We start from the raw sequence: 11,812 nt of genomic DNA on the forward strand, positions 1-11,812 counted from the left end.
CCATGCAGAACTTTCAACACATCACACCACCACTGCGCCTGTACCACGGCCCCGACAGCCTGGTGCAGCTGGGCCGAGAGCTCGACCGCATCAAGAGCCAGCGCGCCGTCGTCGTCTGCGGCGACTGGCTGGCCAAGGGCCCGCTGTTCGAACGCATCCGCACGGCACTGGGTGCGCGCTGCGCCGGCGTCTATTCCGACGTGCTGGGCCACAGCCCGGTGTCCTCGGTCGAAGACGCGGCCGAGCTGCTGCGCCGCGTGGAGGCCGATGCCGTCGTCGCCGTGGGCGGTGGCTCGGCCATCGTGACGGCGCGGGCCGCCAGCATCCTGGCGGCAGAGAACAAGCCGGTCAGCGAGCTGTGCACCGTGACCCAGGCCGATGGCAGCCTGCGCAGCCCCAAGTTGTCCGCGCCCAAGCTGCCGCAGTTCATCGTGCCGACCACGCCGACCACGGCCACCGTCAAGGCCGGCAGCGCGGTGTTCGATCCGGCGAGCGGGCAGCGCCTGGCGATGTTCGACCCGAAGACGCGCGCGCAGTCGGTCTTCATCGACCCGGAAATGATCCTGTCGGCCCCGCGCGGCCTGGTCGCCAGCGCCAGCATCAACACCTTGTCGATGGCCATTGAAGGGCTGACCTCGCGCTCGCCGGACGCGCTCGCCCATGGCGCGCTGATGCACACGCTGCGGCTGCTGGGCCAGTACCTGCCGCAGGCGGCGCGCGAGGACGATGCGGCCGCGCGCGGCCAGCTGGTGCTCGCCGCCATCCTGTGCGGCCAAGGCACGGACCACACGGCCGCCGGCATCACCACGGTGCTGGGCCATGCCGTCGGCGCGCGCCACGAGATCGAGAACGGCACGGTCAACGCCATCGTGCTGCCGCACGTGCTGCGCTTCAACGCCCAGGCGGCCAGCGCCGGCATGGCCCAGGTGGCCGCCGCGCTCGATCTGCAACGCACGACCGCCCAGGCGCCCGAACAGCGCGTCGTCGAGACGGTCAAGTCCCTGTTCGACGAACTGGGCGTGCCGCGCCGCCTGCGCGACGTCAAGGTGCCGCGCGAGTCGCTGGCCGAGACGGCAGCGCTGGCCATGGGCGACTGGTTCCTGAAGGGCAACCCGCGCCCGGTGCGCGAGGCCGCCGAACTGCAACAGATTCTTGAAGAGGCTTGGTGAGACCATGATCGAACGCCATCAGATCTACATCGACGGTGCCTGGGTGCCGTCGTCCGGCACCGAGGTGCTGAACGTGGTGAACCCCGCCACCGAGCAGGTCATCGCCACCGTGCCGCGCGGCACCGCGGAGGATGTCGAGCGGGCCGTGCAGGCCGCCGTGCGAGCCTTCCCCGACTGGTCGCGCAGCAGCACCGCCACGCGCGTCGCCCTGTTCCGCCGCTTGGCGCGGCTGACCGAGGCGCGGTCCGAGGAGATCGCGCGCACCCTGGTCGGCGAGCTGGGCTACCCGATCACCGCGCTGCGCAAGTCGCAGGTGGCGGGCGCGGTCGAAGAGCTGGACATCATCGCCGAGTCGCTCGACCAGATCGAGTGGGTGCACCAGGTCGGCACGACCCAGGTGCGGCGCGAACCGTCGGGCGTGGTCGGTGCCATCACCGCCTGGAACGCGCCGCTGCGCTCGGTCATTTCCAAGGCCGGCGCGGCCATCGCGGCGGGCTGCACCGTGGTGCTCAAGCCCTCCGAGGTGGCGCCGCTCACGGCCTTCCTGTTCGCCGAACTGTGCGCCGAAGCGGGCCTGCCGGCCGGCGTGTTCAACCTGGTCTGCGGCACCGGCCCCGAGGTCGGCGAGCCCATCGCGGCCCATCCGCTGGTCGACATGGTGTCGATCACGGGCTCGGTGCGCTCGGGCCGCCGCGTCATGGAGGTGGCGTCGGAGTCGGTCAAGCGCGTGCACCTGGAGCTGGGCGGCAAGTCGCCCAACATCATCCTGGCCGATGCCGACTTCGCGCGGGCCGTCTCCGGCGGCATCGAGGACGCGCTGCGCAACACCGGCCAGGTCTGCGGCGGCCTCACGCGCATGCTGGTGCCGCGCGAGCGGCTGGCGGAGGCCGAGCAACTGGCGGTGCGCAAGGCGCAGAGCTACGTGCTGGGCGACCCGCTGGACGCAGCCACGACGCTGGGGCCGGTGTCCACCGCGGCCGCCCGCGACCGCGTGCGCAACTACATCCGTGGCGCGCAGGAGGAGGGCGTGCGCATGCTGACCGGCGGCGCCGAGCCGCCCGAGGGCCTGAGCAAGGGCTGGTACGTGCGCCCGACCATCTTTTCGGGCGACAACAAGAGCAGCATCGCGCGCGAGGAGATCTTCGGCCCGGTGGTCGTGCTGATCCCGTTCGACGACGAGGAGGACGCGATCCGCATCGCCAACGACTCGGTCTACGGCCTGGCCGGAGGTGTGTGGTCGGCCAATCCCGACCGCGCCCGTGCCGTCGCCACGCGTCTGCGCGTGGGGCGCGTGCGCATCAACGGCGCCGAGCTGGACAAGCGCGGCACCCATGGCGGCTTCAAGCTGTCCGGCGTGGGCCGCGAATGGGGCCGCTTCGGCATCGAGGAATTCATGGAATACAAGTCCGTGCTCGGCTGAACCGTGCGGACAGGCAATCGAGCACAAGCAGATTCGGAGACAGAGAGATGATGGACAGAAGAGAACTCATGAAGGCCTTGGGCCTGGGGCTGGCGTTGCCAGCCGGCCAGGCCTGGGCCCAGGCCAAGGGCCGTGGCGCGGTGCGCGTGGTCGTGCCGCTGCCAGCGGGAAGCTCCAACGACTACGCCACGCGCGTGCTGATGCAGATCGTCGGCACCATCAACGGGCAGAACTACTTCATCGACAACAAGGCCGGCGGCAATGGCAGCATCGGCACCCTGGACGTGGTGCGCTCGGCCCCCGATGGCGCCACCATCCTGTGCGCCTCCAATTCGCCGCTGGCCGCCAACCTGGCCTTCGTCAGGAACATGGGCTACGACCCGCGCAAGGACCTCACGCCGATCGCTGGCGTGAGCTTGACGAACCATGTGCTGATGGTCAAGGCCGACTCGCCGGTCAAGACCTTCGGCGAGTTCATCGCCTACGCCAAGGCGCGTCCCGAACAGGTCAGCGTGGGCTTCTCGACCACGGCGGTGCAGACGCAGATCGCCACCATGGGCCAGATGGCCGGCATCAAGCTGCTGGGTGTGCCGTACAAGGGCAGCCCCGCCACCATCACCGACGTGATCGGCGGCGTGCTGTTCGCCACGCTGACCGACCCTGGCAACGCCCAAGCGCAGGTCAAGGCCGGGCAGCTGCGCGCACTGGCCGTCACCTCGCTCAAGCGCAACCCGACGACGCCCGAATGGCCGGCCATCTCCGAGACGCTGCCGGGCTTCGACTTCCCGTCCTGGAACGCGCTGGTCGGCCCGGCGGGCCTGCCGCGCGAGATGGTCACGCTCATCAGCGATGCGGTGGCCAAGGCGCAGAAGACGCCCGACCTGATCGGCAAGTACGCCGCCCACGGCACCATCCCGATGGTCATGGGTCCGGACGGGCTGAAGGCCTTCATCGACTCCGAAGCCACACGCTGGATCAAGCTCGCACGCGACGCGAAGATCCAGCCCGAGTGATGAACCGGGTCAAAGCCCGCTGCACCTGTGGGCCGAACCAGCCGTTCGTGCCCACGACGATCGAGCGCCGCGATCCGGGCCCGCGCGACGTGCTGATCGCCATCGCCTACGCCGGCATCTGCCATTCCGACGTGGAGCACGCGCACAGCACGCGCGGCAAGACCATCTACCCGCTGGTGCCGGGCCACGAGATCGCCGGCACCGTGCTGGCCGTGGGCGCGGAGGTCACGCGCCACCGCGTGGGCGACCGGGTGGGCGTGGGCAACATGGTCGACGCCTGCAGGCGCTGCGCCAACTGCCGTTCCGGGCTGGAGCAATATTGCAGCGGCGGCCGCACGCTGGCCTACGGCAGCATCGACCGGCACCGCAGCGACGGCCTGCCCACCTACGGCGGCTACAGCGAGCAGGTGGTGGTGGACGAGGCCTTCGTGGTCCGCATCCCGGACGCCATCGCGCTGCCCAACGCGGCGCCGCTGCTGTGCGCCGGCATCACCATGTACTCGCCGCTGCGCCACTGGGGCGCAGCACCCGGCAAGCGCGTGGCCATCCTGGGCTTCGGCGGTCTAGGCCACGTCGGCGTGCAGATGAGCCATGCGCTGGGCTCCCACACCACGGTGCTGGACCTGACGCTGGCCAAGCGCGAGGACGCGCTGCGCCTGGGCGCCGACGACTACCGGCTCAGCAGCGATGCCGAGACCTTCGCGCAGCTCGACAGCAGCTTCGACATCGTGGTCTCCACCGTGCCCATCCACGCCGATCTGGACAAGTACCTGGGCCTGCTGGCGCTGGACGGCGTCTACGTCAACCTGGCCGTGCCGGGCGTGCCGCTCAGCATCCCGGCTGCGGTGCTGCTGAACAACCGGCGTTCTATCGCCGGCACCCGCAGCGGCGGCATCGCCGAGACGCAGCAGATGCTGGATTTCTGTGCCGAGCACGGCATCTCGGCCGAGGTCGAGGTGATCTCCGCCGACGACATCGACGCCGCCTACCGGCGCCTGACCGCGGGCGACGTGCGCTTCCGCTTCGTGATCGACAACGCAACACTCTGAGACCACTGATGTCCGACTTCCTGCTCTACGAACAAGACGGCGCTGTCGTCACGCTGACGATGAACCAGCCCGAGCAGCGCAACCCGCTGACCGGCAACACCGCCATTCCCGAGTTCCTGGCCGCCATCGAGCGCATCCACGACGACCGCAGCGTGCGCTGCGTGATCCTGGCGGCCAACGGCCCCTCGTTCTGCGCCGGCGGCAACATCCACGAGATGAAGCGCCAGGCCTCGTCCGAGGTCAGCGAGATGGACATCCGCCAGGACTATCGGCGCGGCATCCAGCGGCTGGCGCTGTCGCTGTTCAACCTGGAAGTGCCGGTGGTCGCCGCCATCAACGGCCATGCCATCGGCGCCGGGCTGGACCTGGCCTGCATGTGCGACATCCGCATCGCGTCGGAGAAGGCCAAGTTCGCCGAGAGCTTCATCAAGCTGGGCATCATCCCGGGCGATGGCGGCGCCTGGCTGCTGCCGCGCACCATCGGTATGTCGCGCGCGGCCGAGATGGCGCTGACCGGCGACACCATCGATGCCAGGCAGGCGCTGGAATGGAACCTGGTGTCGCGCGTGGTGCCGCACGAGGAACTGCTGCCCGCCGCGCGCGCCATGGCCGACCGCATCGCCGTGAACGCCGCCCACGGCATCCGATTGACCAAGCGCCTGCTGCGCGAGGCCATCCACGCGCGCCTGGGCGAGGTGCTGGAGCTCTCGGCCGTCTACCAGGCGGTGTGCCACAAGACGCCGGACCACAGCGAGGCGGTCAACGCCTTCCTCGAGAAGCGCGCGCCCCAGTTCAGCTGAGCATGCTCGACCCGGACGCCACCCGCGAGGAGGAGCTGCACTTTCGCCGCGTCGACATGCGGGCGTGGCGGCGCAGCGACGGCCTGTTCGAGCTGGAAGGCCGGGTGACCGACCGCAAGCCGTACGACTTCGCGCCCTGGCATGGCGACAAGCGCTTTCCGGCCGGCACGCCCGTGCACGACATGGGCGTGCGCCTGGTGTACGACCGCGATCTGGCCATCCACGCCGTATCGACCTTCACCGAGGCTGCGCCCTACGACGAGTGCCCCGCCGGCGGTGCGGCGCTGCAGACGCTGGTCGGCCTGCGCATGACGAGTGGCTGGAGCAAGGAGGTGCGCACGCGGCTCGGTGGCGAGCGCGCCTGCACCCACCTGATGGAGATCCTGATCCCGATGGCGACAACGGCGTTCCAGTCGCTGAGCCAGGTGAACCGCGGCCGGGCCGAGCGTGTCGACGCCAACGGCCGGCCCACCAAGATCGACAGCTGCTATGCCTATGGCGCGACGCGCGAACTGGTGCGCGTGCTGTGGCCCCAGTTCTACAAGAAGGCCGAGAGCCAAGGAGACACGTGATGGAGTTTGCGAGACGAAGGCTGCTGACCGCCGCAGCCTGCATGGGCCTGGGCGCGACCCCCGGTTGGGCCCAGACCTACCCCCAGCGGCCGATCAAGCTGATCCTGCCATTTCCCGCCGGCAGCGCCACCGACGGCACGGCGCGCGTCATCGCGGAAGACCTGCGCAAGGGCCTGGGCCAGCCCATCGTGATCGAGAACCAGGCCGGTGCCGACGGCAACATCGCGGCCATGAACGCCAGGCGGGCGCCGAACGACGGCTACACGCTGTTCATGAGCACGAACTCGGCGCACGCCGTGAACAAGACGCTCTATGCCAGCCTGCCGTTCGATCCCGAGAAGGACTTCGAGCCGGTGGCGGGCCTGATCCGCATCCCGCTGACGCTTCTGGTGCGTCCGGACTTCGGCGCGTCCGACGTGGCCGGCTTCGTGCGCGTGGCCAAAGCCCGTTCGGCCAGCAAGCCGCTGAGCTTCGGCAGCGGCAACACCTCCAGCCAGATCGCGGCGGCGCTGCTGGCCTCGGCCGCCGGCGTGCAGATCACGCCGGTGCCGTACCGTGGCACGCCGCAGGCCCTGACCGACCTGGTCGGCGGGCAGATCGACGCGCTGCTGGTCGACCCGTATTCGTCGATGGGCTTCGTGCAGAGCGGCCAGCTCAAGGTGCTGGCCGTGACCGACAACGTGCGCCACCCGCTGCTGCCCCATGTGCCGACCATGCCCGAGGCCGGCTACCCGGCGGTGCAGGTGGTGACCTGGGCGGCGCTGTTCGCGCCGGCCGGCACCGACGCCGCCATCGTCGAGCGCCTCAGCAGCGAGGTGGCCAAGAGCCTGGCGCGGCCGGAGACCCAGGCCGCGGTGCAGAAGATGGCCATGGCCACCATGCCGATGACGCCGACCGAGCTGCGCGGCTTCGTGGCGTCGGAGATCAGGCACTGGGGCCGGCTGGTGGAACTGGCTGGCATCCCCAAGAAGTAAGAGCAAGGAGTACGCATGCACACCCCTGGACAGCGCCTGCAAGGCCGCCGCATCCTGATCACGGGCGCGGCATCCGGCATCGGCCGCGCCACGGCTCTGTTGTTCGCCGCCGAAGGCGCGGCGCTGGCCCTGCTGGACCGCGATGCGCAGGCCCTGCGCGAGATCGCCGAGCAGACCGGCGCGCAGGCCTGCGAGGCCGATGTGACCGACGAGGCCTCCGTCGTCGAGGCGGTGGCGCGCGGCGCGGCGGCGATGGGCGGCATCGACGGCGTGGTCAACGCGGCCGGCGTGATGCTGCGTGGCTCGGTGCTGGAGGTCGGCGTGGCCGAATGGCGCCGGGTGCTGGAAATCAATCTCACCGGCGGCTACACCGTCGTGCGCTGCTGCCTTCCCTGGCTGCAGAAGGCCAGGGAGGCGACCATCGTCAACCTGGGTTCGGGTCAGGCCTTGCTGCCGAACGCGCCGGACCGCACGGCCTACTCGGCCTCCAAGGGCGGCGTGCTGAACCTGACGCGCGCGCTGGCGGCCGAGCTGGCGCCGGCGATCCGCGCCAACACGGTCTGCCCCGGCCTGGTGGACACGCCCATGGCCGACGGCGTGCGCGCCAACGTGGGCAACTACGCGCTCAAGCGGCTGGCCCAGCCCGAGGAGATCGCGCGCGCCATCCTGTTCCTGACCAGCTCCGAGTCGTCCTACGTCACCGGCGCGGCGCTGGCCGTGGACGGCGGCCGCTCCTTCCACTGACGCCATGGCCGAACACTTCATCCTGCGCTCGTCGCCGACCTCGCCCTTCGTGCGCAAGGTGCGCATGGCCGTCGACGTGCTCGGCCTGGCCGACCGCGTGACGCTGGCCACGACAGACGCCGCAGACGCCACCCTGCGGGAACAGAACCCCCTGGGCAAGTACCCCTGCCTGGTGCGCGAGGACGGCACGGCCGTCTACGACAGCAGCGTGATCCTCGAATTCCTGCAGTGGGTGGCGGGCACCGACCGGCTGCTGCCGGTGGCGGGGGAACAACGCATCGCCCGGCTCACGCAGACCCGATTGGCGGACGGCATCGTCGACGCTGGCGCGCTGGTCATCTACGAGGAGCGCTACCACGACGCGACGCGGCGCTCGGACGACTGGCTGGAGCACCAGCGCGGCAAGATCCGGCGCGCGCTGGCCGTCTTCGAGGCTGCGCCGCCCGATCCGCTGCAGACGGACGCGGTGTCGATCGGCCTGGCCTGCGCGCTGGGCTTTCTCGACCGGCGCCAGCCGGTGGTGTGGCGGCCCACGCACGCTGGCCTGGTGCGCTGGCTCGACACCTTCGCCGACCACGAGCCGGCATTCGCGCGCACGCGCCCGCCCGAGCCCTGAGGGGCGCTGGCAGGGCAGGGCGGGTGCCCTCCATTCCGGCAGGGGCAAGCGGCTCCGTGCCGGCCACCACATCGTTTCCAGGAGAAAGAACATGGGTCGTGAAGTTGTCGTCGTCAGCGGGGTGCGCACCGCCATCGGTACCTTCGGGGGCAGCCTGAAGGACGTGCCGCCGACGCAGCTGGGTGCACTGGTCGTGCGCGAGGCGCTGGCACGCGCCACGGTCGAAGGCAAGGACGTGGGCCACGTGGTGTTCGGCCACGTGGTCAACACCGAGCCGCGCGACATGTACCTCTCGCGTGTCGCCGCACTCGAAGGCGGTTGCAGCGAAGAGACGCCTGCTTTCAACGTCAACCGCCTGTGCGGCTCAGGGCTGCAGGCCATCGTCTCCGCCAGCCAGGCCATCCTGCTCGGGGACACGGACATTGCCATCGGCGCCGGCGCCGAGAGCATGAGCCGCGCCCCCTACGCGTCGCTCAACGCGCGCTGGGGCGCCCGCATGGGCGACACCAAGCTGGTGGACATGATGCTGGGTGCGTTGCACGACCCGTTCCACGCCATCCACATGGGCGTGACGGCCGAGAACATTGCCGCCAAATGGGGCATCACACGCGCCGACCAGGATGGGCTTGCGGCCGAGAGCCACCGCCGTGCGGCGGCGGCGAGCGCAGCCGGCTGGTTCAAGGAGCAGATCGTCCCTGTGGTTTCCAAGGGCCGCAAGGGAGACGTGGTGTTCGACACCGACGAGCATTTCCGCGCCGACGCCACCCCGGAGGACCTCGGCAGGCTCAAACCCGTGTTCCAGAAGGAGAACGGCACCGTCACGGCCGGAAATGCCTCGGGCCTCAACGACGCGGCCGCCGCCGTCGTGCTGATGGAGGCGTCCGCGGCCAAGGCGCGCGGGCTGGCGCCCATGGCGCGCCTGGTCGGCTATGCCCATGCCGGTGTCGACCCCAGGTACATGGGCATCGGCCCGGTGCCGGCCAGCAGGAAGCTGCTCGAGAGGCTGGGCCTGAAGGTCTCGGACCTGGACGTGGTCGAGGCCAACGAAGCCTTCGCCGCCCAGGCCTGCGCGGTCACGCGCGACCTGGGCCTGGATCCCGCCAAGGTCAACCCGAACGGCTCTGGCATCTCGCTGGGCCACCCGATCGGCGCCACCGGCGCGGTGATCACGGTCAAGGCGATCCACGAGCTGCAGCGCACGGGTGGGCGCTATGCGCTGGTGACGATGTGCATCGGCGGCGGCCAGGGCATTGCGGCCGTGTTCGAGCGCGTGTAGCGCGCACGGGGCGGGCTCGTGGCTTCAGCGCGGCGCGACGGACCGGTGGGCGCTGCACGCCTGGGGCCGGTCCGGACGGCCGCGCGCGCCCTGTCGGCCACATCCCGCCCCTGGGGCAAGCCCTCTTCTGCGGGCTGGCGCCTTGGTCTGACAATCGCAGGCCTGAATAACTCCTGCAAGGCCTCGCGAACCATGATGATCGATCTCGTCCAGCTGCGCACTTTTGTCGCAGTGGCGGAAGAGCAGCACCTCACGCGTGCAGCTGAGCGACTGCACGTGAGCCAGTCGGCTGCCAGCGCGCATGTCCGCGCGATCGAAGAGAGCCTGGATCTCCAGCTGTTCGTGCGGACCAACCGCAGCCTGGAGCTGACACGCGCCGGCCAGATGCTGATGCGCCAGGCCAAGGAACTGCTGAACGGTGCGGCCGAGTTCAGCTCGTTCGCGCGTGACATCCGCGGGAAGATCGAAGGCAGCCTGATCGTCGGCGCCAGCAGCGACCCCACCTCCAGCCGCATCGGCCCTGTGATCGCTGAATTGCGCAACCGGCACCCGCTGATCGAGATCGATCTGCGGGCCCGCGCGTCTGCCGGCACGCGTCAGGCACTGAAGACCGGCGAAATCGACATCGGCATGCTGCTGGGGCGCGCGGTGGACGTTGGCTTCACCTACTACCAGATGGCGACCGTGAACTTTCGCATCGCCGGGCCGGTGGCCTGGAAGGAAAAGATCGAAGCCGCCGACTGGGAAGAGCTCGCCGACCTGCCATGGATCACGCCCAGCGACACCAACCTGGCCTACGCCTTCATGCTGGAGAAGCTGTTCGCCGACAAGGGCCTGGAGCTCAACAGCGTCGTGCGCTTCGACAACTCTGCGCTGGGCCGCGCGCTGGTGGAGTCGGGCGTGGGCATGCTGCTGATGCGCGAGGAGTACGCCTTGCAAGGGGAGAGCGATGGACTGGTTGCGCTCTCGCCCCTGGCGCGTGCCGAGTACCCGCAGTTCATTGCGCACGTGGCGAGTCGGGGGAACGATCCTTTGATCCGGGCGTTCGTGGATGCGGCGGCTGAGGCTTGGCCGGACATGAAGAAGATGGCGCCGCTGGCGCGGCGGTAGTTAACAACGTAGCCAGCGCGGCAAGTTCGAAGCGTTGGGTCAGCGCCGTGGCGCCGCGCGGAGAGTGTGTTGCTTCGGCAGTACAGCTACGGTGCCGAAATGCCTGCTTTCGTCGCGACCTCACGCCAACGCAGGATGTCACCCTGCACCATCGCCATGGTCTCGCCCGGACTGCGGGGCGCGGCCTCGCTTCCCAGGCCCGCCAGCGCCTTTTGGAACTCGGAATCGGCCAGGGCCTTGCGTGTCTCCGCGTTCAGCCGCTGCATCACGGACTCAGGGGTGCCCGCGGGCGCGGCCAGGCCGAGCCAGGAGCGCACCTCGAAGCCGGGCAGTGTGGCCGCCACGGTCGGCACGCCGGGCGCGCCCGGCCAGGGCTGCGCACTGGTCACGCCCAGCGCACGCAGGCGGCCCGACTTGATGTGCGGCGCGGCCACCGTCAGCGTGTCCGCCAGCACGTCCACATCGCCGCCGATCACGGCCTGCACCGGTGCGCCGCCACCGCGGTAGGGAATGTGCAGTAGCCGCACGGCGGCGGTCGAGGCCAACAGCTCGCCGACCATGTGCTGGGTCGAGCCGATGCCCACCGAGGTGAACGTCACCTTGCCGGGCTCCTTGCGCGCGATGTCCAGCAGATCGGCCAGCGTGCGCGCCGGGTGCTCGGCCCGGACCGCGACCACGAACGGGAAAGACGACACGGTCGAGACGAACGCGAAATCCTTGACGGGGTCGTATGGCAGGTTTTTGGCGATGGCGGCCGACACGGTGTGCGCGCCGGTCAGCAGCACCAGCGTGTGGCCGTCGGGCCTGGCCTTGGCCACGTAGCCGCTGGCGATGGTGCCGCCGGCGCCGCTCTTGATCTCGACCACTACAGGCTGGCCCAGCGCGCTGGCCAGCTTCTGCGCGACGAGGCGGGCCACCACGTCTGCATTGCCGCCGGCGCCGAAGCCGTGGATGAGCTGGATGGGCTGTGAGGGGTAGGGCGATTGGGCCAGGGCCGGTCCGGCCCACAGCGCCGCCAGGGCGGCGGCGCCGCCCAGCAACATGTCTCGACGCAGTGGCGCCATCTTTG

General features: G+C 70.1%; 12 protein-coding genes. 11 read left to right on the forward strand and 1 reads right to left on the reverse strand.

Annotated features, from left to right (window positions below):
• Positions 1-2 precede the first annotated feature (2 nt).
• The 11 genes from ACSQ4M_RS22490 to ACSQ4M_RS22540 all read left to right on the forward strand — a co-directional run bounded on the left by ACSQ4M_RS22490 (position 3) and on the right by ACSQ4M_RS22540 (position 10,743).
• Entirely contained in the window at positions 3-1,169 is a 1,167-nt protein-coding gene (locus tag ACSQ4M_RS22490) for an iron-containing alcohol dehydrogenase family protein (protein ID WP_436191636.1), read from the forward strand.
• Between the two features lie 4 nt (positions 1,170-1,173).
• On the forward strand, positions 1,174-2,589 hold the full coding sequence (locus ACSQ4M_RS22495; RefSeq protein WP_436191637.1) for an aldehyde dehydrogenase family protein: 1,416 nt from the start codon (positions 1,174-1,176) through the stop codon (positions 2,587-2,589).
• 47 nt (positions 2,590-2,636) lie between these two features.
• Positions 2,637-3,602 carry a Bug family tripartite tricarboxylate transporter substrate binding protein gene (locus ACSQ4M_RS22500; protein ID WP_436191638.1) on the forward strand — a complete coding sequence of 322 codons (966 nt, stop codon included), beginning with the start codon at positions 2,637-2,639 and terminating at the stop codon, positions 3,600-3,602.
• A 47-nt stretch (positions 3,603-3,649) separates the two neighbouring features.
• Positions 3,650-4,651 carry an NAD(P)-dependent alcohol dehydrogenase gene (locus ACSQ4M_RS22505; protein WP_436191639.1) on the forward strand — a complete coding sequence of 334 codons (1,002 nt, stop codon included), beginning with the start codon at positions 3,650-3,652 and terminating at the stop codon, positions 4,649-4,651.
• 8 nt (positions 4,652-4,659) lie between these two features.
• Positions 4,660-5,451, forward strand: coding sequence for a crotonase/enoyl-CoA hydratase family protein (locus ACSQ4M_RS22510; RefSeq protein WP_436191640.1), 792 nt, complete (start codon positions 4,660-4,662; stop codon positions 5,449-5,451).
• Positions 5,452-5,453: 2 nt separating this feature from the next.
• Complete coding sequence (locus ACSQ4M_RS22515) at positions 5,454-6,023, forward strand: DUF2889 domain-containing protein (protein WP_436191641.1); 570 nt, start codon at positions 5,454-5,456, stop codon at positions 6,021-6,023.
• Entirely contained in the window at positions 6,023-6,997 is a 975-nt protein-coding gene (locus tag ACSQ4M_RS22520) for a Bug family tripartite tricarboxylate transporter substrate binding protein (RefSeq protein ID WP_436191642.1), read from the forward strand. The genes ACSQ4M_RS22515 and ACSQ4M_RS22520 overlap by 1 nt, the downstream gene beginning before the upstream one ends.
• A gap of 15 nt (positions 6,998-7,012) precedes the next feature.
• A complete protein-coding gene (locus ACSQ4M_RS22525) occupies positions 7,013-7,741 on the forward strand; it encodes an SDR family NAD(P)-dependent oxidoreductase (protein WP_436191643.1) in 729 nt (242 codons plus the stop codon).
• A gap of 4 nt (positions 7,742-7,745) precedes the next feature.
• Positions 7,746-8,357 carry a glutathione S-transferase N-terminal domain-containing protein gene (locus ACSQ4M_RS22530; protein ID WP_436191644.1) on the forward strand — a complete coding sequence of 204 codons (612 nt, stop codon included), beginning with the start codon at positions 7,746-7,748 and terminating at the stop codon, positions 8,355-8,357.
• 91 nt (positions 8,358-8,448) lie between these two features.
• Positions 8,449-9,633: a beta-ketothiolase BktB gene (gene bktB / locus ACSQ4M_RS22535; RefSeq protein WP_436191645.1), complete on the forward strand. Its 1,185-nt coding sequence runs from the start codon at positions 8,449-8,451 to the stop codon at positions 9,631-9,633.
• A 45-nt stretch (positions 9,634-9,678) separates the two neighbouring features.
• A complete protein-coding gene (locus ACSQ4M_RS22540; protein ID WP_436191646.1) occupies positions 9,679-10,743 on the forward strand; it encodes a LysR family transcriptional regulator in 1,065 nt (354 codons plus the stop codon).
• Positions 10,744-10,829: 86 nt separating this feature from the next.
• Here ACSQ4M_RS22540 and ACSQ4M_RS22545 read toward each other — a convergent pair whose 3' ends face one another.
• The gene (locus ACSQ4M_RS22545) at positions 10,830-11,807 is read right to left on the reverse strand and encodes a tripartite tricarboxylate transporter substrate binding protein (RefSeq protein ID WP_436191647.1); all 978 of its coding nucleotides are present in this window, start codon (positions 11,805-11,807) and stop codon (positions 10,830-10,832) included.
• Positions 11,808-11,812: the final 5 nt, after the last annotated feature.

This window comes from Pseudorhodoferax sp. LjRoot39 (genome assembly GCF_964253035.1).
GTDB lineage: Bacteria > Pseudomonadota > Gammaproteobacteria > Burkholderiales > Burkholderiaceae_C > Pseudorhodoferax.

Bases quoted from the DNA above. Each gene is read 5' to 3' on its own strand.
- ACSQ4M_RS22490 (WP_436191636.1), top strand. From the start codon at position 3: ATGCAGAACTTTCAACACATCACACCACCACTGCGCCTGTACCACGGC.
- ACSQ4M_RS22495 (WP_436191637.1), top strand. From the start codon at position 1,174: ATGATCGAACGCCATCAGATCTACATCGACGGTGCCTGGGTGCCGTCG.
- ACSQ4M_RS22500 (WP_436191638.1), top strand. From the start codon at position 2,637: ATGATGGACAGAAGAGAACTCATGAAGGCCTTGGGCCTGGGGCTGGCG.
- ACSQ4M_RS22510 (WP_436191640.1), top strand. From the start codon at position 4,660: ATGTCCGACTTCCTGCTCTACGAACAAGACGGCGCTGTCGTCACGCTG.
- ACSQ4M_RS22515 (WP_436191641.1), top strand. From the start codon at position 5,454: ATGCTCGACCCGGACGCCACCCGCGAGGAGGAGCTGCACTTTCGCCGC.
- ACSQ4M_RS22520 (WP_436191642.1), top strand. From the start codon at position 6,023: ATGGAGTTTGCGAGACGAAGGCTGCTGACCGCCGCAGCCTGCATGGGC.
- ACSQ4M_RS22525 (WP_436191643.1), top strand. From the start codon at position 7,013: ATGCACACCCCTGGACAGCGCCTGCAAGGCCGCCGCATCCTGATCACG.
- ACSQ4M_RS22530 (WP_436191644.1), top strand. From the start codon at position 7,746: ATGGCCGAACACTTCATCCTGCGCTCGTCGCCGACCTCGCCCTTCGTG.
- bktB (WP_436191645.1), top strand. From the start codon at position 8,449: ATGGGTCGTGAAGTTGTCGTCGTCAGCGGGGTGCGCACCGCCATCGGT.
- ACSQ4M_RS22545 (WP_436191647.1), bottom strand. From the start codon at position 11,807: ATGGCGCCACTGCGTCGAGACATGTTGCTGGGCGGCGCCGCCGCCCTG.